This window comes from Paenibacillus sp. Negev47, from assembly GCF_058313655.1.
Genome location: NZ_CM177754.1, coordinates 4,790,276 through 4,815,837 on the forward strand (window position 1 = coordinate 4,790,276; position 25,562 = coordinate 4,815,837).

25 protein-coding genes are annotated in these 25,562 nt (G+C 47.2%); 4 read left to right on the forward strand and 21 right to left on the reverse strand.

Features of this window, described 5'->3' with window-relative positions; translation table 11 throughout:
• Positions 1–136: 136 nt before the first annotated feature.
• The 7 genes from AC4G47_RS21455 to AC4G47_RS21485 form a co-directional block, all read right to left on the reverse strand.
• Positions 137–1,015 (reverse strand): ROK family protein, encoded by an 879-nt coding sequence (locus AC4G47_RS21455; RefSeq protein ID WP_491102567.1) that lies wholly within the window; start codon positions 1,013–1,015, stop codon positions 137–139.
• Between the two features lie 72 nt (positions 1,016–1,087).
• The gene (locus AC4G47_RS21460) at positions 1,088–1,774 is read right to left on the reverse strand and encodes an MOSC domain-containing protein (RefSeq protein WP_458126069.1); all 687 of its coding nucleotides are present in this window, start codon (positions 1,772–1,774) and stop codon (positions 1,088–1,090) included.
• A gap of 30 nt (positions 1,775–1,804) precedes the next feature.
• Entirely contained in the window at positions 1,805–2,911 is a 1,107-nt protein-coding gene (locus AC4G47_RS21465) for a phosphodiester glycosidase family protein (protein ID WP_458126068.1), read from the reverse strand.
• 5 nt (positions 2,912–2,916) lie between these two features.
• Entirely contained in the window at positions 2,917–3,810 is an 894-nt protein-coding gene (locus tag AC4G47_RS21470) for a 5'-3' exonuclease (protein ID WP_458126067.1), read from the reverse strand.
• A gap of 140 nt (positions 3,811–3,950) precedes the next feature.
• Positions 3,951–4,316: an arsenate reductase family protein gene (locus AC4G47_RS21475; protein ID WP_458126066.1), complete on the reverse strand. Its 366-nt coding sequence runs from the start codon at positions 4,314–4,316 to the stop codon at positions 3,951–3,953.
• 400 nt (positions 4,317–4,716) lie between these two features.
• Positions 4,717–5,700, reverse strand: a complete 984-nt coding sequence (locus AC4G47_RS21480) for an RluA family pseudouridine synthase (RefSeq protein ID WP_458126065.1) — start codon at positions 5,698–5,700, stop codon at positions 4,717–4,719.
• Positions 5,697–6,272, reverse strand: a complete 576-nt coding sequence (locus AC4G47_RS21485) for a cob(I)yrinic acid a,c-diamide adenosyltransferase (RefSeq protein ID WP_336760669.1) — start codon at positions 6,270–6,272, stop codon at positions 5,697–5,699. Before AC4G47_RS21485 ends, AC4G47_RS21480 begins: the two co-directional genes overlap by 4 nt.
• 148 nt (positions 6,273–6,420) lie before the next feature.
• On the opposite strand from AC4G47_RS21485, the gene AC4G47_RS21490 reads away from it, so the two are divergent.
• Entirely contained in the window at positions 6,421–7,032 is a 612-nt protein-coding gene (locus AC4G47_RS21490; RefSeq protein WP_458126064.1) for a DedA family protein, read from the forward strand.
• An 87-nt stretch (positions 7,033–7,119) separates the two neighbouring features.
• Here the strand turns inward: AC4G47_RS21490 and AC4G47_RS21495 are convergent, their stop codons facing one another.
• From AC4G47_RS21495 to AC4G47_RS21525, 7 genes are all read right to left on the reverse strand, one after another.
• Positions 7,120–7,662, reverse strand: coding sequence for a bifunctional adenosylcobinamide kinase/adenosylcobinamide-phosphate guanylyltransferase (locus AC4G47_RS21495; RefSeq protein WP_145319813.1), 543 nt, complete (start codon positions 7,660–7,662; stop codon positions 7,120–7,122).
• A 37-nt stretch (positions 7,663–7,699) separates the two neighbouring features.
• Positions 7,700–8,251: a hypothetical protein gene (locus AC4G47_RS21500; RefSeq protein WP_458126063.1), complete on the reverse strand. Its 552-nt coding sequence runs from the start codon at positions 8,249–8,251 to the stop codon at positions 7,700–7,702.
• Positions 8,252–8,420: 169 nt separating this feature from the next.
• On the reverse strand, positions 8,421–8,642 hold the full coding sequence (locus AC4G47_RS21505) for an aspartyl-phosphate phosphatase Spo0E family protein (RefSeq protein ID WP_176872852.1): 222 nt from the start codon (positions 8,640–8,642) through the stop codon (positions 8,421–8,423).
• Positions 8,643–8,830: 188 nt separating this feature from the next.
• Positions 8,831–10,039 carry an aminotransferase class I/II-fold pyridoxal phosphate-dependent enzyme gene (locus AC4G47_RS21510; protein ID WP_458126062.1) on the reverse strand — a complete coding sequence of 403 codons (1,209 nt, stop codon included), beginning with the start codon at positions 10,037–10,039 and terminating at the stop codon, positions 8,831–8,833.
• Between the two features lie 13 nt (positions 10,040–10,052).
• Entirely contained in the window at positions 10,053–10,553 is a 501-nt protein-coding gene (locus AC4G47_RS21515; protein ID WP_024628343.1) for an Lrp/AsnC family transcriptional regulator, read from the reverse strand.
• 159 nt (positions 10,554–10,712) lie between these two features.
• Positions 10,713–11,108: a spore coat protein gene (locus AC4G47_RS21520; protein ID WP_491102570.1), complete on the reverse strand. Its 396-nt coding sequence runs from the start codon at positions 11,106–11,108 to the stop codon at positions 10,713–10,715.
• A gap of 46 nt (positions 11,109–11,154) precedes the next feature.
• On the reverse strand, positions 11,155–11,388 hold the full coding sequence (locus AC4G47_RS21525) for a hypothetical protein (RefSeq protein WP_491102571.1): 234 nt from the start codon (positions 11,386–11,388) through the stop codon (positions 11,155–11,157).
• Between the two features lie 96 nt (positions 11,389–11,484).
• Between AC4G47_RS21525 and AC4G47_RS21530 the strand changes: the two genes are divergently transcribed.
• Positions 11,485–12,705 (forward strand): NAD(P)/FAD-dependent oxidoreductase, encoded by a 1,221-nt coding sequence (locus AC4G47_RS21530; protein ID WP_491102572.1) that lies wholly within the window; start codon positions 11,485–11,487, stop codon positions 12,703–12,705.
• 95 nt (positions 12,706–12,800) lie between these two features.
• Here the strand turns inward: AC4G47_RS21530 and AC4G47_RS21535 are convergent, their stop codons facing one another.
• From AC4G47_RS21535 to AC4G47_RS21550, 4 genes are all read right to left on the reverse strand, one after another.
• Positions 12,801–14,015, reverse strand: a complete 1,215-nt coding sequence (locus tag AC4G47_RS21535; protein WP_491102573.1) for an MFS transporter — start codon at positions 14,013–14,015, stop codon at positions 12,801–12,803.
• A 131-nt stretch (positions 14,016–14,146) separates the two neighbouring features.
• Positions 14,147–14,713 carry a hypothetical protein gene (locus AC4G47_RS21540; protein ID WP_458126057.1) on the reverse strand — a complete coding sequence of 189 codons (567 nt, stop codon included), beginning with the start codon at positions 14,711–14,713 and terminating at the stop codon, positions 14,147–14,149.
• Between the two features lie 120 nt (positions 14,714–14,833).
• Positions 14,834–15,253 carry a DUF350 domain-containing protein gene (locus AC4G47_RS21545; protein WP_491102574.1) on the reverse strand — a complete coding sequence of 140 codons (420 nt, stop codon included), beginning with the start codon at positions 15,251–15,253 and terminating at the stop codon, positions 14,834–14,836.
• Between the two features lie 71 nt (positions 15,254–15,324).
• Entirely contained in the window at positions 15,325–17,691 is a 2,367-nt protein-coding gene (locus AC4G47_RS21550) for an endonuclease MutS2 (protein WP_491102576.1), read from the reverse strand.
• Between the two features lie 186 nt (positions 17,692–17,877).
• On the opposite strand from AC4G47_RS21550, the gene AC4G47_RS21555 reads away from it, so the two are divergent.
• Both AC4G47_RS21555 and AC4G47_RS21560 read left to right on the forward strand, forming a co-directional pair.
• Positions 17,878–18,237, forward strand: a complete 360-nt coding sequence (locus AC4G47_RS21555; RefSeq protein WP_036610114.1) for a phage holin family protein — start codon at positions 17,878–17,880, stop codon at positions 18,235–18,237.
• Positions 18,238–18,454: 217 nt separating this feature from the next.
• On the forward strand, positions 18,455–18,841 hold the full coding sequence (locus tag AC4G47_RS21560) for a cupredoxin domain-containing protein (protein ID WP_491102577.1): 387 nt from the start codon (positions 18,455–18,457) through the stop codon (positions 18,839–18,841).
• 104 nt (positions 18,842–18,945) lie between these two features.
• Here AC4G47_RS21560 and AC4G47_RS21565 read toward each other — a convergent pair whose 3' ends face one another.
• From AC4G47_RS21565 to pheS, 3 genes are all read right to left on the reverse strand, one after another.
• A complete protein-coding gene (locus AC4G47_RS21565) occupies positions 18,946–21,654 on the reverse strand; it encodes a hypothetical protein (RefSeq protein WP_491102578.1) in 2,709 nt (902 codons plus the stop codon).
• Positions 21,655–21,792: 138 nt separating this feature from the next.
• Positions 21,793–24,246: a phenylalanine--tRNA ligase subunit beta gene (pheT, locus tag AC4G47_RS21570; protein ID WP_491102579.1), complete on the reverse strand. Its 2,454-nt coding sequence runs from the start codon at positions 24,244–24,246 to the stop codon at positions 21,793–21,795.
• An 82-nt stretch (positions 24,247–24,328) separates the two neighbouring features.
• Entirely contained in the window at positions 24,329–25,363 is a 1,035-nt protein-coding gene (gene pheS, locus AC4G47_RS21575) for a phenylalanine--tRNA ligase subunit alpha (RefSeq protein ID WP_145319840.1), read from the reverse strand.
• Between the last annotated feature and the right edge of the window lie 199 nt (positions 25,364–25,562).

A 25,562-nucleotide genomic window follows, 5' to 3' on the forward strand; every position in this document is an offset into this window, starting at 1 on the left:
AGATCTGCTACCTACAGGCAGCACAAAAAACACCTCTCCTGCAAAATCCATGCAAGAGAGGTGCTTCCTCATTAACCGTACTATACTGTTGCCCATATCATACCACAATGGTAAATTTCGTCAATCCCTTATTGATCTAGATATTCAATGCCAACTTGGCAAGCGCCAGCGAACCACACAGCCCTGCATTGTCACCAAGTCCTGGTGAAACAACATACTGGTCAATGTCAGATTGAATTGCTGGATGCTGAACGTATCCAGCAAGCAACTCCTGCAGTTTGCTACGAACCATCGGGAACAGATGCTCCTGCTTCATTACTCCGCCACCCATTACGATTTTCTGCGGAGAGAGAATCAGAACATAATTCATCAGTGCATGTGCCAGGTAATGTGCTTCGATCTCCCATGCTTTATGATCTGCGGGCAGTTCATAAGCCGGTTGCTCCCAACGTTTGTTGATGGCCGGGCCAGCTGCAAGACCTTCGAGGCAGTCCCCATGATACGGACAGAAACCCTCGTATGTATCCTCCGGATGTCTGCGCACAATGATGTGTCCCATCTCTGGATGTGACAATCCATGGACCATTTTACCGCCAACCACAGCGCCTGCACCAATGCCTGTACCCACAGTGATATACAGACAACTCTCAAGACCTTGTGCAGCGCCCCAGGTTGCTTCTCCAAGTGCAGCACCATTCACATCCGTATCAAATGTCATCGGTACATCAAAATGCTCCTTGAGCTTGCCAATCAGGTTGTACTGTCCCCAATGTGGTTTGGGTGTTGTTGTGATATAACCATACGTTGGGCTTCCTTCAATCGGGTCAATCGGGCCAAATGAACCTACGCCCAGCGCTTCAATGCCTTTGCCTTCAAAAAAAGAAATCACTTGAGCCATTGTCTCTTCCGGTGTCGTCGTTGGAAAACTTACGCGTTCAAGAACTTCTCCATTTTCCGTGCCAATACCACATACAAATTTGGTTCCGCCTGCTTCAATCGCGCCTAAGATCGTCATGTTAGTCACACTCCCAAGTTAGTTTAAAAAAGGATTGATCGTTCCTTACTGGATGACACTATAATTACCCTGCTACTCGATATCCAGCTTGGACAGTCGTTTCATTAACGTCTGCCTCCAGCTGTCTGACAGTGCAGAAATGGCCAGCAGTGCCCGGATCCCTTCGGCATCTTCTTTCCCCTGATGCATAATTCGATTGGCTTCAAGAACCGTCATGGATGATGGATCAGTGCTGATTCGTCGAAATATCGACGAAGGCCGTACCTCCCCTTCTTGCAGTACACGAAAGTAAAAGCCGGTATGTCCACTCTCCTGAAAATATACAGGCAGCTCCTTATAATCATACCGTGCACCCAGCTTAAAACATGGTTGTCTGGGCTGACTGACCTGCACTGTAGCCTCGCCCAACTCGTACACGTCACCAATTCGGACATCTTCTTCGGCACAGCCCTCAACCGTCAAATTTTCACCACAAGCTCCCCAGTCCAGCTTGCGATCCATCCGTTGTTCTAACGCCGGATAACGACTGTAATCGTATACACAAACGGCCTTGTCGGGTCCGCCATGATGCACCAGGTCCGCCTGCGCATCCCCTGTCATTCCAGTGAATGACAGGAAAACCGCGCCGGATACAGGATGTTTCACAATGCCGCTCATCACTTCACGCTTTTGCCCAGGGAGCGGCCGCGGCAGTCCTACATTAATAGCCAGAACAGCTGTGTTGCCTTCCCCCAGCTTTTGATCAGATGTGAGTGTCATTTGCATCATACCTCCCATAATCACTTTCTTTTAACGCACAGAGCCACCAAATACCAGCGTATTACTCAAGAGTCGGCCCGGAGAAGTTAGCATTTTACCCCCGGCATACATGCCTGAGGATGCACCTCCGTCCAGATTCATGGCCTGTTTGGCACCAAGTTTCTGCATCACCGCTGCCCACTCCTTAACTGTCGCTCCGGAAACAGTAGCCAGCATTACGGAACCATCCGCCATGATGGCGATACCACTTCTGGCTCCGGACGCGGTAAGAATCTTGGCATCCTTGAAACCTTCACTCGCCGGGTTTACAGCTACCTTACCGTCTTTGACCAGACGTGGTCCTGCTCCAACAGCGGTCACTACATCTTGCCATGGGATCTCTTTGCCTGCTGCATTTGTATACTTATAATTCATTTCTACGGTTGAGCCAACAGTGAAACGGTCCGAAGAAGATTTCTGATTGCCGGTGAAGACCAACACCGAGCCATTCTTAGGAATCGCTACATTGGTGTTTGGCACCTTTTTGGTCACAATCCCCTTCTCCATGACAACCGCAGTACCACCTTTGAATCCGACTGTCGCACCTCGTTCAGGCGTATACAACATTGTAATGCTGGCATTCGCTGAAGGCGTTCGATTAATAAAGGTCGCATACCAACTGCGTGATTTGCCTTTCGTATCTGTCACTTTACCTGTCAGGCTCACCTGAAGTGAATCCATAATCGCTGAGCCATCTTCCTTAAATCCGATAGATGTTCCGTATCTTCCAATATGTATGACCTTGCCATTTGCTATTAACATGCCATATGGATCTGGTGCTCCATTATACGCTTCAAAAAATGCTCCGTTAATGGCTGCTTGTGCGCCATAGGCTTTCACAATCGATGGCAGTGTTGCCGTCTGGCCAACTTGTTTCTTCGCAAGTCCCACAGTAACCGGTGTTCCTTTTGGAATCGTAACCGTCTGCACGGTAAAATTGCGTCCTGCTGCTTTTACTTTCTGTACTTTGGTGCTAATTGCTGCTTTGGCATCCACTGTCTGTGGCGCACTTACTGCTCCCGAAAGAATCACGGGCAAGGCCAGGACGAGGGCCATAGCCCCTGTCCACCACTTTTTGCCTGTTCGTACGTTCTGCATGTTGCTCACCCTATTGCCACTCCCATCCAAGAGCCAAGGCTCTTCATCTCAAGTTGTTCAAACTTGTCCATCACCATATCCGGATCAAGACGCAATTCACAGATATCCAGCGCACAGGCAACCGGAACAGCGCAATGAATCTCTGCCAGTTTGCGGGACAGATGAAGCATGTCCAGATCATTCTCAATCTTGTTACGCACCGAAGGGGTAAGCTTGTCCATGTTGCCCAGAATCCCTTCAATAGAACCGTACTCCTGTACAAGCTTCAACGCTGTTTTCTCACCAATTCCCCGCACTCCGGGATAATTGTCGCTGGCATCTCCCATCAGACCCTTCATGTCAATGACTTGACGAGGGGTAAGTTGTTTCTCTGCCATGAGCGTTTCAGGGTTATACACCATGTAGTTGCCATGGCCTTTTTTCATAATAATGATACTCGTGCGGTCATTAATCAGTTGCAGCATGTCATGGTCACCCGTCAGTACCATTACATTCATATCTGTCTCTTCGGTGTAATACTTCGCAAGTGTTCCGATGCAATCGTCGGCTTCGAATCCTTGTGCACCTATATTCGGAATACCCAAGCTATCCATCACTTCACGGATCAGGGCAAACTGGGGAATCAGGTCATCCGGAGCTTCGGCCCGGTTGCCTTTGTAAGCTGCATATTCTTCACCGCGGAACGTCTTACCGCCCATATCCCAACAACATACAACATGACTTGGCCCAAAAGTCTGAACCGCATCCCAGAAATAACGGATAAATCCGTAGACTGCGTTGGTAGGCAATCCTGCCTTTGTACGTCTGATATATCCGCTCGCAGATGTCGCATAAAAAGCACGGAACAACACCGCCATACCGTCTACCAGCAACAAAGTAGGTTCATTACGTTGATTCACTTGAATTTGTTCTCTCCTATCTAAATCTAGCATATAAATTATCGAAACTAATTCTATCATTATAGCATAGTTCCGCCAACCATCGTTCAGCCAAAAAAGCCCTGAATTTTGAACAATTCAAGGCCGGTAATCACCAAAGCTTATGCGTTATTCCATTCCTGCTCATACGTTTCTTCCTTGAATCCAACGGTCACCTTTTCTCCATTCGTAACGATCGGGCGTTTGATCAGACGACCATTCGAAGCCAGCAAACGAATCTGCTCATCAGAAGACATGCCCGGCAGCTTGTCCTTCAATTGTTGTTCTTTATATACTTCCCCACTCGTATTAAAGAACTTCTTCACTTCGAGTCCGCTCTGTTGGATCAGCTCGGTTAATTCCGCTTCCGATGGCGGTGTATCGAAAATAGGGATTAGCTCCAGCTCATGTCCTTGAGCTTCAAGCCATTTTACAGCTTTGCGGCATGTCCCGCATTTGGCATAATGATATACTTTTAAGTTGCTCATGTTGTGTTCCTCCTTTGCTCCGGTCTCGACTTCTCGCTTCCCTTGGTTTGCTTCGCAAATCCAAAAGTCGCTCCAAATCGATACCATCGCCATGTAATTTTACTGATTTTTGCGAATGAGATCAAAAACACACATTCGCTATATTTTTTGGGATCAAAATCTTACAGCTTTAATATCTTTAAAAGCTTTTAAAGATTTGAGATCTTATAAGATTTAACATGAAAATATAAACATCATCAATACATTAAACCATGAAACCGTAAAGATTAGCCTACGGCATGCTGTTCAGGTGCATTAAGCATCCCTCACATAGGTTAGCAAACAGCGTTGTCCCAAGCAGGACTGGCCATTGCTAGAAAAATGCGACACAAGGTACAGATCTAAGGCCTCGTCGCAGCTTCTACAGTTCTTCTCTGGGAGCTGCCTCATCATTCAAACGCTTCTCAAGCGCGGCCATATCTGCTGGAAAAGGAGCCTGGAACGTCATGCGTTCCTGTAGAATTGGATGGTCAAACGTCAATTCACAGGCATGCAATGCCTGGCGTTCGATCCAGCTTTCTCGTTCCTCCCGAACAGCCAAAGTCTGCTCATCGATCTCGTGCACAGGTAGTGTCTTGTACATTCGATCGCCGATTAATGGACAGCCGATGGACGTCATATGTACCCGGATCTGATGGGTTCTGCCACTTTCCAGCTTGAGGCTTATCGCACTGGCGCTGCCCCCTGACCAACGTGTTAAGGTCGTGTACAGCGTTCTTGCTGCATATCCGTCAGGTGTCACGATTCTGCGGTGTGGCTCTTCAGGATCACGATCAATCGGTCCATCCACTGACCCTTGTTCCGGTACAGGGCTACCATGCACAAGTGCAATATATTTCTTGTCCACTGTTCCAGCGATCATCTGTTCAGACACATGCTGATGCACATAGGGATTCTTGGCTATCGCTAGTACTCCTGACGTTTCTTGATCAAGCCGATGAATCGGTCTGAACCGGAATCGCTCGCCCTTTGATTTCCAGTAATGAACGACGCCATTCGCCAAAGTACCTGTGTAATGCCCATGTGTCGGATGAACAATGATGCCCGCATCCTTGTTTACAACAAGCAAGTGCTCGTCTTCATACAGAATGGTAAAAGGAATAGGTTCAGGCAATATATCATCTGATTCCTCTTGCACCATCCGAACTTCAACGACATCGCCCGCAGCTACCTTGACGCTAATGTATACACGTTCTCCATTAAGCATGACACCTTGCTCGGTCAGCTTGATTTTGGATAGAAGCTTGCGCGACACCAGCAACCGACGCTGAAGCACGGTCTTCAGCAGCCAGCCATCTTCTTGTTCGGTCACCGTGTAGACAATCGGCGAATAGTAGTGGCTCATTCTTTGCGGCGGAACACTTTTTTGCTCCGCACATATTCAATATCAGCCACCTGTTGTCTTGCGTTGGCCGTCCGTGCAACCACGAAGAAATAATCAGACAGTCGGTTTAAATACCGTCGTACAGACGGGTTAATGTCCGTATGTTGTCCCAGTGTTACCGTGCGACGTTCTGCGCGGCGACATACGGTACGGCACACATGAAGGGCGGAAGACAGCGGGCTGCCACCAGGAATAATGAATCGTTCCACTTTTGGATTCTCAGCATCATACTGGTCGATCCATTGTTCCAGACGCGTGACCATTTCATCTCTTACCTTATATTTGGTTTCACTAATCTTCACGAAGGCCAGATCGGACCCACAATCAAACAATTCCTGCTGGACTTCCAGCAGATGTTCGCGCAGATCTTCGAATTGCCCTTGAGCAGAATCAATGAGGCTGATCGCCTGACCGACAAAACAGTTCAGTTCATCAATCGTACCGTAGGCCTCAACTCGATCATCATCCTTGATGACGCGTCCACCGATGACCGAAGTCTGTCCTTCGTCACCTGTTCGTGTATATATCCCCACCGTAATCCCTCCAATTGTTAATTTAATCATGAATACGAGAATGCCATTTTTTCAGAAACCAGTCTATCGCTTTACACGTATATAAGAATTGGTGTGCTCTGCCGAGTATACGACAAATCGAAGGAAACCAAAAGTAAAGGAGACGATTATGCAAAACTGGATAACCGATTTCATGGAACAATACGGCTACATAGGCATTGCACTTATTATTGCTTTAGAGAACGTATTTCCCCCGATTCCATCCGAAATCATCTTGCCGTTTGGCGGATTCATGACCACCTATACCAGTCTCACACTTCCAGGTGTTATTATTGCCGCTACCATCGGCTCCGTCCTTGGTGCTGTGCTCCTGTATGGTATTGGACTACTCATTGACGTCGAACGCCTTGAAAAAATTGTGGAACGCTGGGGACATGTTCTGCGCATCAAAAAAGAGGATATTCACCGTGTCGATGCATGGTTTGACAAATATGGCATGTGGACCGTATTGTTCTGTCGAATGGTTCCCCTTGTCCGTAGTCTCATCTCAATTCCTGCAGGCATGTCCAACATGAAATTTGGTTTATTCCTTCTCTTTACAACCATTGGTACATTGGTATGGAATATTATTCTTGTCTCTGTTGGCGCTGCGCTCGGCGCATCATGGGAGAGCATTTTGCACTTTATGGACGTCTATTCCATTGTCGTGTATGTTATTTTGGCCATCATTGTTATCGGATGTATTATCTGGTGGATCAGACGTAGCCAAAAGCAGAAATAAATAATGACAGACTCAATAAATAAAGCCTCCTTGCCACCATTTCGTGGTCGAGGAGGCTTCTTCATATCACCCGTTTATGTCATCTCGCTACCGTTCATCTTCATCTCGCATTCCCTGACGCTTAAGATCGATAGCCAGACCGGATACCAGCATGTACATCTTTTCAGCACGTGTCTGCAGCATCCGGTTAACCGAAGCCATTCTCGCTGTAAATATTCGTTCTTCCTCTGTGGGATGCAATGTGCCATGCATTTCATTGGTAATCACAAGCAACTTCCCCTGATAAGACAATAATGCATCAAGCAAAAGCTGCGTCTCTGCACGCTGGTGATTCAGATCCTCTGTGGCCCTGAAGCCGGCAGCCATCCAGGAGGTAAGACTGTCTACAATTACAATTCGCTGATCCGCCAAAAACAGATTGGATTCCCGATTAATCTGGGTGATCACCTCTGTCAGATGCTGACCGTTCCCGGCATGAATGGCACGATAATGAGCGGATGGCAATTCGGGAATAACGGGATCATGATCACCAGTGGATAAATATACGCCCTCCCGGCTAATGCCGGCTGCGTACTTGAGGGCAAACCGGGTTTTACCACTACCTATGCCGCCTGTGACCGTAATCAACAATCCGCTTCCCTCCTTCCATAGCCATTCTGTATTTCGTTTACTCTGTTAGCGCCTTCAGCACTTTTTTGGATTCTTCGACATTGGAAGCTGATACCGGAATGGTGGCAAACAGATTACTTGCAGCATATTCTACATCTTTAAACATCTTCATGTCTTCGAGTGGAATGCCGTAAAGATGTGATTCTTGCTTGAGATCTGAACCTGCATCTCCTTCACCTTGTTCCACTAAGACCCCACCGTCAAATACACCACGTTCATACTTCTTGGGATCAAAGGTATCATCAAGCGGAACATTGGAGCCATTACTTCCGTATTGTTTCATGTCGGATTCAGGCAATATGAAGATATCATGTCCTCCAGCCGCATACTCTACCATAATTTTCTGAACATCATACATTGCACTGGTGATCACTTCCACCTGGGGCTCCTCGCCCAGTTTTTGTTGCAGATTGGCCTGCAACTGCTCCGAGATTACAGATGGATTTCCTTGGTTATCAATGATAAAAACGGAAAATCCATCCTTACCCCCACAACCAGCCAACAAAAAAATCACAGAAATGATCGCAGTAAGCCCCCAAAATCTCTTCATTCCAGTTCCCCCTTTAGTCTCCTATGTCCAATATATCACAATTGTTCCACGCAAAAAAATAACCTGGCTTATCGGGGGATATCCCTTGCTCTACACACAAAAAAGAAGACCCTCTCAGGTCTCCTGTTCTAACTCGATTAATGAAACGTTTCAAAATCCAGCGAAAACGTTATTTCCCTTTGATCGGGTTAGCCTTCATGTATTCATTAATCTTTAAATCCAGCAAACTGCTGATTTCAATTACAATATCGGATGTGAATGATTTCTCTTCAAGGAAGATCTGTTCCATCTTGCGACGAAGCATATGAATCTCATCTTCCAAGGAAATGTCATGCAAGGATGCGTTATCAGGTTTCACCGACCATCGGTCGCCATGATCGCCTTCTGCCAGATAGTGCCCACGATTAGTCGGTAAATCATATTCAACACAAAACAAAGCCAACCCCTCCTTGGAAAAATGGTTTCCAAATATATGAAAACTTATTTCAAATTGAAATTATATCACAATATTTTGTAAAAGAAAGTTATTTTTTTACAATGATAAAATGTATATCTGTGTAAAAAGATTCTAATTTAGTATTAACCCTCTTTTTGCAATTTGTAAACGAAGTTTCCGATTCTTTCCAATGCTTCATTCAATTGGGTTACGGAAGTAGCATACGAGCAACGCAAGAAGCCTTCACCCTGAGGACCGAAAACATTCCCAGGAACAGCAGCAACTTTATTCTCCGTTAACAATCGCTCGGCAAACAGGTCTGAACTCATGCCTGTCTTTTGAATACTCGGGAATGCATAGAACGCTCCCTGAGGTTCATGACAGTCAAGTCCAATATCCCGGAACCCCTGCACAATCAAACGTCTGCGCTGATTATATGATTCTACCATCCGGTCTTTCTCACCCAGACCGTTCGTCAAGGCCTCAAGTGCAGCAACCTGGCCCATGGCCGGCGCGCACATTACCGTATACTGGTGGATTTTGAGCATGGCTGCAATAAGTTCAGGGTGACCACACATATATCCAATCCGCCATCCTGTCATTGCAAAAGCTTTGGAAAATCCGCTTACCAGAATGGTCCGCTCCTTCATGTCCGGAATAGCTGCAAAGCTGACATGCTTTTGCGTATAGGTCAATTCAGCATATATTTCATCCGCGATCACGATCAGATCATGCTTTTTAATCACTTCAGCAATGGGCAGCCACTCTTCATAGGTCATGATGGCCCCTGTTGGATTACTTGGATAACACAGAATAACCACTTTCGACTTCGGTGTGATGCCTGCTTCAAGCGCTTCAGCCGTTAGCTTGAACTGATCTTTCGCATAGGTTTCAACACCGACCGGTATACCTCCACCGATCGAAGCGATTGGTGAATAAGCCACGTACGAAGGTTCAGGGATGAGAACCTCGTCGCCAGGTACAATTAATGCGCGCAAAGCCAGATCAATCGCTTCACTGCCACCCACGGTAACAATAATCTCATCCTTGGGATCATATTTGGTATCAAACTGTGTATCCAGATAATCGCTGATGGCTTCTCTCAGCTTAGGCATGCCTGCGTTGGATGTGTAGCTGGTCATACCTCTTTCCAGCGAGTATACACAGGCTTCACGCATATGCCAAGGTGTAACAAAGTCAGGTTCACCCACACCCAATGTGATAATATCCTTGTTGTCTCCAACCAGATCGAAAAATTTGCGAATTCCGGATGGAGGTATCTGCTGCACAAGAGGTGCCAGATATGATGTCATTTTCTTGTTGTTCCCGGTTGTCTGTTCATTCACTATCATGACACATCTTCCTTTACGGCGAGATCATGAGACGGTTGTCTTCCTGATGGTCTTCAAAGATAATCCCGTCCTGCTTATATTTTTTAAGAATAAAATTCGTTTTGGTTGAAAGTACAGAGTCAATCGGAGACAGTTTCTCCGACACAAAATTAGCAACTTCACGCAGGTTGCCACCTTCCACTTCAACGAGCAGATCGTAAGCACCTGACATGAGATATACGGACTTCACTTGCGGGTATAGATAAATGCGTTCAGCAATCCCTTCAAAGCCACGACCACGCTCCGGCGTAATCTGCACCTCAATCAGGGCCGTTACTTTCTCATCATCTATTTTGCTCCAGTTCACGACGGTTGCGTATTTCACGATGACGTGGTCTTGTTCAAGCTGTGCCACGGCGTTTTTGATCTTGTCTTCCGACTCCCCCAGCAGCGTCGACAGCAGTGCGGGAGTCCTTCTCGCGTCTTCCTTAAGAAGATCCAGAACTTTTAATTGCAGATCGTTCAAATCTTTCATGGTTTTCCCTCCAGCGTCATCCAGGTTCCTAAAAATGAATTAATACTTATATTACATGAATTTAACGTTGATGCAAAGACAAAAGACCGCCTGCCCTGAATTCAGGCAAGCGGTGGTATGGGCCTGGATCGTTAGGTGCTCAAACCTCTTATACACAGGTTACATGTAATAAGGGTTACCGTAATTCGGCTGATGCTGAGGCACATTAGGAGCTTGGCTATATGAGCTGTTCTGCATGTTCTTTTCTTGAATGAATTGCTGACACTTCTGTTGGGTCTGTTGTGCAGACTGGATTTGTTTGTCCACATCCTGACGAAGTGCTTTGGATGGAGCGGAATACATGTTGTTTTGTTGCATCAGGTTGAACAATTCACCTTGTAATCTTAATGTATCGTTCGTTAACTCATTGAACATTCTACGAGTTGTGGGGCAGGAAGATTCAGTAGTTGCTGTTGTATATTCACGTGAAGTTCGTCTTAAATCTGCAAGAATCGACTTCAACAAGTCTTGTTCTTGCATAAAATTCCCACCAGATGACAAAGATTGAGTGTACACGTATTTTCCTCCTATGCTTTGGAATGACTTATCATTGTTTTGAGCTTTACTGGGATTGCGCTGGTGCAAGAGATTGATGTTGCTGTAGCGCATTGACAAGAGTGCTCAGATGCTGTTCATGTGAGTGAACATACTGATTCAGTGCCTGTTGAATTTGCGGATTATGTGTGATGGAAGCTGTAGCTGCACATTGTTTGATCAGCATTTCCTCATTGGAAATTGAATCCGCGATATAGTTCAGTTCCTTGGGGCTCAGTGCTTGCATTTGTGAATTTTGCATGTATGTGTGACCTCCTTAACCTAAAGTTATTGCGAATTTATTGTTACCCTAACCTGAAGAAGTATACTTCAACTATATTTTACAGAGGTGATTATTATGGAACTTATTAACGGGGAAACGTTCTGGCCAACCACCTTTGATTCTCATCCCCATTATCCTGTTTTGAAAGAAAATCTGTCCTGTGATTGCCTAGTCATCGGCGGTGGATTGGGAGGCGCACTCTCTGCCAAGCTTCTGATAGATCAGGGGATTGATACTGTTGTTATTGACAAAAGAGATATCGGTCATGGCAGCAGCATGGCAAATTTGGGCCTGCTCCAATATGCGAACGACAAAACGCTCACCTCTTGTATCCAGACATTTGGGGAAGAACGCGGTGTTCGATTCTACGAATTATGCCGTGATGCCATGCAACATCTTAAAAAAATTTCCTCGAAGCTTGAGATTGATCCTTGGTTTGTGCCTCGCACAAGTCTGTATTGCGCCAGTCACGAGCAAGATGTACCGTTGCTGGAGGAAGAATATCGTAACCTGAAACATTATGGATTTGATGTAGAGCTGTGGAATCAGGAAAAAATCAGTTCACTGTTCCCGTTCAGCAGACGCGCTGCACTATACACAAGCGGGGATGCCGAGGTTAATCCGTATCGTTTGGTTCATTCACTATTCCACTCAGCCTCACGTCAAGGAGCTAAAGTCTATGCTCATAGTGAATTCACCCACTGTGATTACGATGGAAATGGTGTCCTATGTTACACACCTCATGGCACTGTACGTGCCAAACATGTTATTTTCTCAACAGGCTATGAAACACAAGAAATCAAAAAGGACAGAGGGGCATACCTGCAAAGCACATATGCTATAGCTACCAAGCCAATACAGGATCTTAGCAGCTGGTATAAGCAGTGCATGATATGGGAGACCGAACGACCTTATCTATATATGCGCACGACTCCAGACGGAAGAATAATGGCTGGTGGACTTGATGAGGATAGTCCTCAAGAAGAACAACGGGCTATCAAGGCGGTTCACAAAGGTGAGATTTTGTTGCAGAAGATTGCCGAGTATTTTCCATTACCTGATCTCGAAGTCGATTACGCTTGGGAAGCTGTATTTGGTAGCACCCATGATGGTCTCCCGTTTATCGGTCCACATCCAGATTATCCGAATTCGTACTTTGTGGAAGGTTATGGAGGCAACGGTACCATATACAGTATGATTGCAGCCTCCCTTGTTGTGGATGCCATTACGGGCAAGCAGAACCCTGATATGGATCTATTCTCACTTACACGCACAAGTAAACCATCTCCTGTATAACCAACTACATAACCAATACAAATACAAACAGGGTACAGTACAAGGAAAGTTCTCTCTTTCCCTGCATTGTACCCTGTTTGTATATTGAAAGACTGCTAACCCGACGACTCTTGACCTTCTGTCCGATTCAATAATTTACGCATAAATAACCAGCCGATCAGCGGGAAAGCACCCAGAACGATAATAAGCCAGGTTAACATGCGCAGGGACGGAGTATTCAAGACCGTTACAATAAATATGGTCAACCCGAATAGACGGCCACCCATCAGACATAACTCTCTCAATACGACAAGTTCAACCCTTTTCTCCACATTTTCGCCACTTGTACCCATCATGTCGAATCCCGCTGATATCATAGGTAAAATATACAATGGCATCGCAACTGCACTTCCAATCCCCACGATTAACAGCGTAATATAGGTCACTTTCCACAGAAGAGGAATCAGTACAACCAGCAGAATCAGAGCTCCGATGAACATGCCTCTCGATCTATACTGTGGTTTAAACCATTTCCCCACTGCCCAATAACTTATTAATGCCACGGCAGAAGTGATGAGTGAGAACTGTCCCAATTTGTACTCCTGTGCAGTGGCCACGTATACAAGCAGCGCAATCAAAAAGGCAAAAACCCCTTCACGCGCACCCTGAGCGAACAAACCCAAAGCCAAGGTCCTCCAGGGACTATCCGGTTTGGATAACTGTATCCAGGGTTCAGACCAGCGGTATGTACCGCTTACCTTTCTCTTTTTGAGAAAAAAACTAAAGACTACCGCGATAACATAAATGACGAGTGATACCGTAAATATGAGCCGATACCCTGTATTGTCCGTCATTCGGGTAATAATTAGACCAGAGAACCATGGACCTATAATTCCTGTCATCGAGCCAAGTAATCCGACCCAGCCATTGAATAGATCTCTGTTTTCCCGATCCGTTATTTCAAAATACACGACATTAAATGCGATCCAAAATAGCCCCAGAGAACAACCCAGGAGTATGCCCAGAGGCCAAATCCAGTCTACAGCTTTGGAACCGGCCCAGAGGACAACCATATAGAAAAGGCCGGACATTGCAGTACCTAGTCGTAAAGCACTCATTTTATTGTGTTCCTTGACCCATTTGCCAGCAAGCCAGAACGTGAGTCCAATGGCCAATTGCTGACTGATTGTGAACCAACCCAACATGGCATAATCCGGACGGCTTTTCCACAGAAACACATTCAAAAAGGTTCCCGATAGCGCTCCGGCTAACGCAAACAATCCATTCACGCCCAAAAGCAGAATGGATTGTCGGCCTAAAGTAATCTTCATCTGCTCCTCCTTCATCCACCTGAAGTGAACTGTATACAGGTAGGTCTCAGGGTTAACGTGCCCCAAGCTAGAGGAAATCATGATAAATCTTCAGGATTGCTATGAAATTGGTATGCATTTCCGAATGCTATCTATTTATGCGCACTCAGGTTCTTAATCAGACGCAGACGGTCATTCTCAGATAGACTATATTGAACTTGGAAACATCCCGAGCACACATAAGTTTGAACCGTAAATGGTGGTGACAGTAGGGAGCCTTCACCCGAAGCTGCGTTAGCAACTGAAGTAAAGTTATCCTGCGTTGCAGCTTGAGTGCCCGCGAGAATCATGAATTCCCGACAATTCGGGCACTCTGGCACTTCTTCCTGATGATCAAGTTGCTTCTGAACACCTTGTTCATATTGAATCAGGTCATTACCTTCATCCGCGTATTTGGTTAATGTTCGCAACTCAGGCAGTTTAAGCTCAACCTCATCCCCCCACAGATCTGAAAGATCCGTAGTCTGTTTCTCATCGTTTGCATGGTCCACATCATAAATGTCGTCTTCAGCTTCATCGTGCTCTTCATCACCGATGTCAATGTTGAGCGTACGATATCCCTTCAATTCATTGTGGCAGTATGGACACTCTTCTTCAGGCCCGAGTTCCTCATCCCATACAATCTCCGTGTGACACCAAGGGCATACTGTTGTTTCCATATTGAATCAACCTTTCTCTTTCAAATAATCATGTATTCATTACATAGATGACACCGATGGCAAAGAACACAATCGAAGCCGCAAACAGAATCCGTATCAATATCTTCATGACCGGTCCTCCTAGATAATACTCGCGCCAATAACAAACGACAATGAGATGGAAATAACCATGGATATCAATCCAACAGCTCGGTTGTCCGCTTCGATCTCCTTATCAATGGAGAACACGGGTGTCAGGAATTCAAACAAAAAATAGGCAACGAGCAGAAGGAAGAACCCAACAATTGACCACGTCATGGCTTCGTACACCGAAGATTTAGCCTGTATGCAGAAACGCAGTACGTTACAGATTCCGAAGATCTTGCCTCCTGTCGCCATGGCAACAGACACATTGCCCTTCTTGATCTCCGACCAGCATTTATATTTGGTCACCAGTTCGAAGCAAGCCAGAAATAAAAGCAGCTCCATAATCGCGACCGAGAAAAAACCGAGTACCATCCCCAAGGGATGAGACAGCAATTGGTCAATGCTTTCTTTCACGCACCGTTCCCCTCTCCCCATCTGCGACCTTCATGAATAAGGCCGCAGAATATCATTGATTCATGGTCCGGCTATTCCAATTCTGCAACGGTTACACCGTTCCCGCCTTCTCCGTAATTGCCCAGCCGGTAACTTTTAATATGTTTATGCTTACGCAGGTAATCCTGAATCCCGGAACGTAAAATCCCTGTACCTTTACCATGAATAATATATACTTGGCCCAGGTTGGCGAGGAAAGCTTCATCAATGAAACGGTCTGTCTCCATCAGGGCTTCTTCCAGGTTGGTACCACGCAGATCCAGTTCACTCTTCACATTGTCATCACGCGTGCGTTTCATACCAGTTACCGGTTTTTGCTTCGGTTTGGCTGCCGGAGCCGATTGCTGCAGTTCCAGGTCATCCAGAGAGACTTTCATTTTCATGATCCCCAGCTGCACCATGGCGTCTTTGCTACCCGACATCTCCACAACATGGCCTTTTTGATTCAAACTATAGACTAACACTTCATCACCAGGACCGATGGCACGAGTCTTCGGTGCTGCCGCCGTCTTCTTGATGGTTTTCCTGCGTTTCTCCGGTTCAGCTTCGTCCAGCTGTTTGCGGGCAGCAATGAGTTTGTGCTCCTTCACGGAAGCACCTTCTTCCATAGCCAGCTGGCGAAGATCTGCTATAATTTTTTCCGCCTCCGCACGAGCCTTGTCCACAATGCCCCGTGCATCTTCTTCTGCTTTCTCAATCCGACGATCACGCTGCTGTTCCAGCTTTTCCAGTTCAGTCTGATGCCGACTGCGTAATTTCTCCATGTCCTGACGCAAGATCTCCGCCTTCTCACGCTCTTGCTCTGCCGTAAGTCGGTTCTCTTCAAGAGAAGCAATCATGTGCTCGATCCGTTGATCCTCTTCCTTCACTTCGCCACGAGCGTAGTCGAGAATGTAACCCGGCAGCCCCAGACGCTCTGCAATGGCAAATGCATTACTTCGTCCTGGTACACCCACCAGAAGGCGATAGGTTGGACTCAGTGTATTGATGTCAAATTCCATACTGGCATTAATGACGCCTTTACGCTCGTATGCGTATGCTTTCAGTTCACTGTAATGGGTAGTTGCAACCATGCGACATCCCGTCCGGTGCATATGCTCCAGCATAGAGATCGCCAGTGCGGAACCTTCAGCCGGATCAGTTCCTGCTCCAAGTTCATCGAGCAATACCAAGCTTTTCGGTGTCATATTTTTCAGAATGCGAATGATGTTTGTCATATGACTGGAAAAGGTACTCAGATTCTGCTCAATACTCTGCTCGTCACCAATATCGGCGTAGATCGCATCAAATACACATAGCTGACTGCCATCCTCTGCCGGAACGAATAAACCGGACATTGCCATCAGGCTCAGCAATCCAATTGTTTTGAGCGTTACCGTCTTACCACCCGTATTCGGACCTGTCACGATGATGGAAGTGTAATCATTGCCCAGCTCAATGTCAATTGGGACTACATTTTCAATCGGAATCAGCGGATGACGCCCTTTCTTGAGCTTAAGGAATCCGCGGTCATTCATGCGTGGCAACGTTGCCTTTAGCTCACGAGCCAGGCGTGCTTTGGCAAAGATAAAATCAAGCGATCCCAGCAAGTCGACATCATACAGCAGCCATTCTCCCTGTTCGCTGACAAGCGCCGTCAATTTCTGCAAAATGATTTCTATTTCGCGTTCTTCCCGAATCCGGGTCTCGCGCAATTTGTTGTTCATTGCAACGATGGATTCCGGCTCAATGAACAATGTTGCACCTGAACCGGATTGATCATGCACAATCCCACCGAAGTACGAACGATATTCCGCTTTCACCGGGATAACAAAACGGTCCCCTCTGATCGTAATGAGCTGATCCTGCAACATCTTGGATACGGTAGAGGATCGAATCATGGAATCCAGTTTCTCGCGAATCCGTGCTTCTCCGCCTCTAAGCTCACGACGAATCTGCGCCAACGTTAAGCTTGCACTGTCGGCAACTTCTGCATTATCGTCGATACAGATTTTGATGGCATCCTCAAGCGTTTTTTGCTCTGACAGTTGATCGCTGATATAAAACAAGGATTCAATCGTCTCATCTTCATGCAGAGTGGCGATCAGGCGTTTCAAACGCCGTGCAGCAAAGGTCGTATTGGATATTCCCAAAAGTTCGTGAGGATTAAGCGTTCCTCCAATTTCAGCACGTTTGATTGAGGCCGTAATATCTACAATCCCTCCAAAAGACGGCGAGCCTTTCAGACGATCAAATGTGAATGCTTCATCGGTTTGCTGCAGCAACCGCTTCACTTCTTCAAGCTCACTGATCGGTTCAAGTTGCTCCGCTTTCTTTTTACCCATCGTAGTTTGGGCAAAGCTAAGCAATGTATTTAAAATCTTGCGATATTCCAGTGTGTGTAAAATTTTCGTGTCCAAGTGTACAACTCCTTCCAAACTATATCTGTATTATAACGAAAGAAACTTTCTTGCGCTATTTAACGAATCCTTCCACACATAACTTCAACCATAGCACCACAAACTACAGGTGTCAGGATTGTGCAACCTCTCCAAACCCTTGGAGAACCCTGCTCAGTTCAATCCGAATAAAAGGAGGTAAACACCATGAATTTTCTGGGACATGTTGTGCGATTTGTTATCGCCGCAATTGTATTAATGGTGGTCAGCTGGATCGTTCCCGGATTCGCCGTTGGAGGCTTCTGGAGCGCTCTGTTGCTTGCTCTCGTTATCGCCCTGCTCGGCTGGATCGTTGAAGGTATCTTCGGCAAAAGGGTCAACCCCTTCGGTCGCGGTATTGTCGGATTTATCGTTAGCGCACTGGTGATTTGGCTAGGTCAATATGTTGTAGATCATGTTGAGGTCAGCCTGCTCGGTGCCATCTTGGCCGCATTGGTTATCGGGATTATCGATCTGTTCATCCCCGTATCCACCCCTTTTGATGCCGGACGAAGCTCCAAAAGCTAATATCAGTTTCTCCTTTTCGTGTGCATGAATACTCCTAAACCTCTGAAGGCCTTTGCCGGAAGAGGTTTATTTCATTCGGGCCGTAACGATAGTGCAACAAACACATACAATTTTCAAAAAAACGACATACGCAGCGTGTACAGGCATCCACATATTGCGGTATGATGACTGGAGCAATCATTCACATTTTCCCCATATTACCCTAAGGAGGCACATGATGAAGAAAGGCATAGCATGGCTTGCTGCCTGTATGTTAATTCTGGTCCTCGCTGCATGCGGTGGAGCAAATCAGTCCGCAGACTCTGACAGCAACGGGTCAGATGCTGGCGTTACAGCCAGTGAAGAATTGGTCATCAAGGCAAGCAACTACGAATTTGATCAACCCGAGTACCATCTTAAAAAAGGTGTCCCGGTTAAGATTGTTTATGAAAATGTAAACGGAAACCACGGTATTCTCGTGCCTGAGCTGAATCTTACGCTCGACACCAGAAATAGTTCCAAAGTGATCACCCCGGACAAAGTCGGTGAGTTTGAAATGTCCTGTTCGGTCTTCTGTGGTTCCGGACACAGCAGCATGATCTCCAAAATTATCGTTGAAGAATAGTATTCAAGACAAGGAGCCCCCGCAGCGACGGGAGCTCCTTCTTTAGTATAACAAATTGTACCAGAGTGCGTTGCACACGAGCCAGTTCCGCTACATTCAATCTGCTAGGTCTGGTCCTGTTCAATCAATTCAATCCATTCGTTATATTCCGTCTGCAATTTCGTATATTCATCATGCAACTGACGATATTCCGTATTCAGCTGCTCTGCCTTTTCCTGCTCCATTTCGCGTTCAACCTGTAACAAACGTAATTGATTGGCCGCTAGTTCGTAACGCTCCCCCATCTCAAGCAGTTCATTTTCCATGATCTGTTTCTCCTGGGTCGCTTCTGCCCGTAACTGGTCCAGCTGCTGTCGTTCTTGCTCCAGTCCCTCCAGCAACTCGCTACTTGCCGCACTTTCTCTCTTCCATACCGTCAGTTCATTCTCAAGCGCAGCCCAGCGTTCCTGCCAGGATTGTTCCTGAGCCGCCCATTCATCTGCACGGCGTTGCCACACCTGGTCGTTCTGCTCTGCTTGTTCAACGCTTGAGCGGAGTTCTTCTTCACGTCTCGTCAACTGCTCTAGGCGGGATGACAACTCGGCCTGTTTGACTGACAACTCTTCGTGTTTGATCTGCCACTCCAACGCTTCTTCTTCGGTCTGGGCTAACCGGCTCTCTTGCTCCGAGTAGCGCTCGGACAGTTTCGCTGAAGACTGTCTTGTTTCTTCAAGCGCACTTACAATCTCTTGTTTCTCCTTACTCAATTCATCAAGCTTGGAACTGTAATTTTCTTCTCGTTGTAATGCATCACTGTAATCATTACGGATTTGTTTATAACTATCCTGAAGTCGGTTCAACTCTTCCCGGACCCCATTTAGCTCAACTTCAAGTTGTTTGCACTTCTCTTCCAAAAGCTCTGCGTCCTTCTGATAATGCACAGCCTCCTCATGATTGAAACGAGATTCTTCCTTCACCACGGACAATTCATCATGAAGAGATTGCACACCAGACTCCAGCGTTTCATTTTGTTCAGCAACTTCGAGAATCTGATTCTCCAGGTCGCCGATCTCAGCCAATCGCTGCTCAGCAAGGTCTTTCCAGGACTGCTCACGTTCCGTGAGTGTGCTGATCTCATGCTGCAATGTACGCACCGCAGCATGAGCCTGTTCAAGCACCTTATGCAACCTACGCTGTTCCTCTTCCGACTTCACTTCAGCCTGACGAAGCTTTTGGGCTTCCTGTTCAAGCTGTGTGTGTTGCTCCTGAAGTTTGCGTAGCTGGGCTGTGAGAGAGGCTTCTCTATCAACAGTTTCATTATACTTCTGCTTCCATTGTTGCTGTGCATCACGAGATTGCTGAGCAGCCTGCTCCGTTTCACGGAGAAGCTCCTGTAACTGGGAACGATCCTCTTTCAACTGTGCCAGTTGCTGCTCCAGTTCCGTGATTCGGCGAGCCTGAACTTCCTGCTCCTGTTTACGACCCTCATACTCATGACGCAACGTTTCCAATTGATCACGCTCGTGCTGAAGCTGCTGTTCTTGCTCTGCAACCATGTCCTGTGCACTGATGAGCTGGGTCATCACTTCTTCCAATTGCTCTTCGACATCTAATAGTCGAGTCTCCGCCTGTTTACGTTGTTCCTCAAGTTGCTGCTTAAGCTTGCCCCGTTCTTCTTGCAGAATGGCCTCTGCAGCCGATGCGGCTTCTGTTGCCTGGGATGCTGCTGCTTCCTTGGCTTGCTGCAATTGTTCCTCGAGGGCTGCTTCTTTCTCCATCCATTCGAGTTCCAACTGCTCGGATAACGCCTTGAACTCCGCATTCAACTGATTTATCTCAGTCAGGCGCTTCTGCTCCGCTTGTTCCTGCAAGTCAGCCCGTTCCTGATTCGCCTGATCCGTGAGCGCTTGCGTCTGTTGCAGCGCTTTTTCTTCAGCCTGTTGAAGACGAAGTTCCATCTGTTGCTGAAGTTCGTTATATCGCAGTGCTGCTTCTTCCTGAGCTTTCTTCAGATTGCTCTCTGCCTGCTCCAACTCGGACAAAATGGCCGACTCGGCTTCTTCCTTGGCTGTCCGAACCTGCTGTGCAGCCTTGGCTTCAATCTGTTGACGTTCTGCAACGGCACGGCTTTCGGCTTCTTTCAATTGAGCTGCAGTCTTGTCCTGCAACTCCTTATATTGCGCCGCAGCTTTTGCCTGCGTCTGCTGCAATTCAGCTACAGAACGGTTCTGAGCTTCTTTTAGCTGGGAAGCAGCCTGTGCCTGTGCATTTTTAAGCTGATTAGCCGCTTTCTCTTCCATTTCCTTCAGCTGTTTCATGCCCTTGGCTTCTGCTTCCTTCAGTTGTGCCGTCGCTTGGGCCTGCAATTTCTGCACTCGCTCCGTTGCTTGAGCACGTTCTTGCTCCAGCAGCGTATTCAACTTGGCTACCTCTGATTTTTTGTCCGTTTCGGCCTTTTGCAGGGCCTGTTCGGCTTCGAGCTTCAGCTTCTGCAATTCAGCAAGAGACTGATCACGACGTTCCAATTCTTCTTGATGTTCATTTTGTATGGCGTTCAACCGATTCAATTCGTTTCTCAGTTCTGTACGTTCTCCAGTAAGCATCTTCAGTTCATTCCGGATTTCATGAGTCTGAAGAGACTGTTCAGCCATATGTACAGCCGCCAGCACCGCAATACGCGGAGTATCCAGACGGGAATTTTGCTTGGAGATCGCGCTCATACGCTCATCTACCAGGTTAGCTACTTGTTTCATATAGTCGGCACTGCTGCCAACCAGTTTATAGGAAGTCCCGTAGATCTCTACGGTGACGCGTGTACGATCAGGTGTAGTCACAGTTGTGCCCTCCTTCAAGTCTGTATGTTGATTCTAAGCTGTAATCACAAAAAAGTCACATCGATCCTCTAATGCTAAGGATTCGATGTGACTTCAAACAATTCCTGCTAATCTTTGTTCAAAAAATCTTCTTCTGTCCTATTTACGCAATTCCGCTCCGAATTGCTCTTCCAGACGAGTCACTACACGGGCGTGAACTTCAGTAACTTCCTCATCGGTCAGTGTACGTTCACGATTCCGGTACACCAGTGCCATCGCCACGCTCTTCTTGTTTTCACCCAGTTTGCTGCCAGTAAACACATCGAATACCTGTACGTTTTGTAACAATTCACCTGCGGATTCACGAATGGCGCGCAGCATATCTCCAGCTTCAATATCCTCATTCACAACAACCGCGATATCACGTTCCATGGCTGGGAAACGCGGAAGTTCACGATAACGAATGTCAGCGTCCGCTTCACTGTAGATCGATTCAAGTGCAATCTCTGCGATGTACACATCATTCAGATCATACTGCTGTTGCAGTTCCGGATGCAGTTGACCCAGCGTACCGATCAATGTGCCTTCCCCGCCATCTTTCCCTTCCAGGTAAACCGATGCGGAACGTCCCGGATGGAATCCTTCAGGGCTGTTCGCTACCAAGCGAATGCGTTGTTCCAGACCCACATAGGCGAACAGATGCTCAAGCGCACCTTTCAGATCGAAGAAGTCTACTTTCTCTGCTCCAACATTCCACTGCTGGGTTGCACGATTCCCAGTGAGCAGTAAGCCCAGTACTGGAATCTCATGCGGTTGCTTGGTCAACTGATCTTCTTCAGTGAAGAACACATTGCCCACTTCAAATACTGCCAGTGAATCCTGTTTACGGTTCATGTTATACACCGCTGCATCCAGCATTTGCGGCAAAATGCTCGTACGAAGCACACTGCGGTCCTCACTCATAGGCATCGCTAGCTTCACGGCTTTACTGCCTTGTGTCAACGCCGGGAACAGTGTCACTTTATCCGGGTGTACAAAGGAGTAACTGATCATCTCCTGCCAGCCACTGCCTGAGAGCAATCCACGAATGGTGCGACGCATCGCTTGTGAGCGTGTATAAGCCCCCGGAGTCGTCGGCCCTTCAATCCATGTGGTTGGAATGTTGTCATATCCGTACAGACGCGCGATCTCTTCAAACAAGTCTACATCGAGCGTAATATCCCCTCTGCGTGTTGGCACTTCCACATCCAGTAATCCTTGATCAGCATCACCACATGCAAAGTGCAAGCGAGCGAAGATGGTTTTCACCTCAAGCAATGAAAGATCTGTTCCCAGATAACGATTCAGTCTGTCCAGCGACAATTGAATTACACGTTTCTCTGCCGCTTCTGCTCCAGCTTCCACGATTCCCTGATGCACTTCACCTTCAGCATAACGCTGAATCAGTTCGGCTGCACGATCCAAAGCCGTAATGACTGCACCCGGATCTACTTCCTTTTCAAAACGCATGCTTGCTTCGGAACGCAGCCCCAGTTGGCGCGACGTTTTCCGAACGGTTCCGCCGTCAAACTTGGCGGACTCCAGCAACAGATTCACTGTGCCTTCCGATACCTCGGAATTCTCGCCACCCATAACCCCAGCGATGGCTACTGGCTTCACGCCATCTGTGATGAGCAACATGTGCGGCTCTAGCTTCCGCTCCTGGCCATCCAGCGTAACAATCGTTTCGCCTTCGTTAGCCATCCGCACTTCAATATGGCCTTTGTCCAGCTTATCCGCATCGAATGCATGCAGCGGTTGACCATATTCCAGCATGACATAGTTCGTGATATCAACGATATTATTGATCGGACGAACACCTGCAGCCATGAGACGGTTTTGCATCCACAGCGGGGAAGCACCAAGCTTAATGCCGGTTACATAACGAGCCGCGTAGTGACTGCATTGCTCCTGCGCCTTAATCTCAACAGAGATATGATTCGCAGCCGCATCACCAACCTCAACCAGTTGGTCTTTGGGACTCGGCAGCTTCACTTCACGACCCAGGATGGCACCCACTTCATAAGCCGCACCACGCATGCTGAGACAGTCGGAACGGTTCGGTGTCAGGTCCAGCTCAAGCACATGATCGTCGAGACCAAGAACCTGGCTGATTGGCGTGCCAATCTCCGTTTGTTCTGGCAGAACGAGAATACCTTCCTGCTGATCTTTAGGCAGCAATTTATCGTTCATGCCCAGTTCTTTGGCGGAACAGATCATGCCAAGGGAGACAACGCCGCGCAGTTTGGCTTTTTTGATATCCAATCCACCTGGGAGCTTCGCTCCAACCAGGGCTACAACTACTTTTTGGCCTGCATCCACATTTTTCGCACCACACACGATTTGCAGATCTTCTTCCTGGCCGGCATCGATGACACATACATTGAGTTTGTCAGCATCTGGGTGTTTCTCTTTGCTCTTCACATAACCCACAACAACTTTATTCACGCCCTTGTTGCGGTTCTCCACTACATCAATCTCGACTCCCGCACGGGTGATTTTCTCTGCCAATTCCTGTGGCGTCACACCTTCAAGGGAAATATAATCAGACAGCCAATCTGTCGATACTCTCATGGACGTTCACTTCCTTCATCTATAAATTGGTGTTGCCGTTCCTAACGCTTGCTCTATGAATGCAGATCTATTTATTGTAAAGTTACAGCCGTCCGAATTGCTTCAGGAAGGTCAGATCACTGTTGTAGAAGTGACGGATGTCATCAACACCATACTTCAGCATGGCGATACGCTCTACGCCCATACCAAATGCGAAACCACTGTATTTCTCCGGATCATATCCGCCCATCTCAAGCACTTTCGGGTGAACCATACCGCCGCCCAGAATTTCAAGCCAGCCTGTTTGTTTACATACCCGACAACCGCTGCCGCCGCATTGTACACAAGTTACATCCACTTCCGCACTTGGCTCCGTGAACGGGAAGAAGCTTGGACGCAGTCGAATTTCCGTGTGGGAACCGAACATTTCGCGCACGAATTGCAGCAGGGTTCCTTTCAGATCGCTCATACGAATGTTTTCGCTGATGACCAATCCTTCCACCTGATTGAACTGGAAAGAGTGCGTCGCATCGTCGTCATCACGGCGGTATACTTTACCTGGGCAGATGACCTTGACAGGCACTTCGCCCTTCATACTCTGCATGGTACGAACTTGAACCGGAGACGTATGGGTACGCATCAACAAGTCTTCTGTAACATAGAAGGAATCCTGCATATCGCGCGCCGGGTGGTTCTTCGGCAGATTCAATGCTTCAAAGTTGTAATAATCCATTTCGACTTCAGGACCTTCCGCAACGCGGTATCCCATACCGATGAAAATATCTTCGATCTCCTGTACCACTTTGGTCAGTGGATGCAGTCCGCCTTGACGTCCACGACGTCCTGGCAGGGTTACATCAATTTTCTCAGATTGAAGACGCTTCGCTGTCTCTTCCTTCTGGAACTGATCTTGCTTGCTATCGATGACTTCCTCAATGGCAGCCCGAACATCATTGGCTACTTGACCAATAACTGGACGTTCCTCCGCACTAAGCGCACCCATACCGCGCAAAATTTCAGTCAATGCACCCTTTTTCCCCAAATACTTCACACGCAGATCACTGAGCGTCTGCGGATCACTCACACCAGACAACTGCTCCAGCGCTTCGATCTTCAATGCCTCTAAACGTTCTTTCATGTGTAATTGCCCCCTTTTTGTGGTGTTTTTGCAACAAAAAAAGGCCTTCTCTCCCCTGAAGGGACGAAAAGACCGTGGTACCACCCTTGTTAGACATCCATTGCTGCACAACCCACTCGGTCTGCAACTGGTTCTGTCTCACTTTGTACGGAATAACGACCGTTAACCGTTTGCCCCTACTGTTGTCTCTGTGTTTACA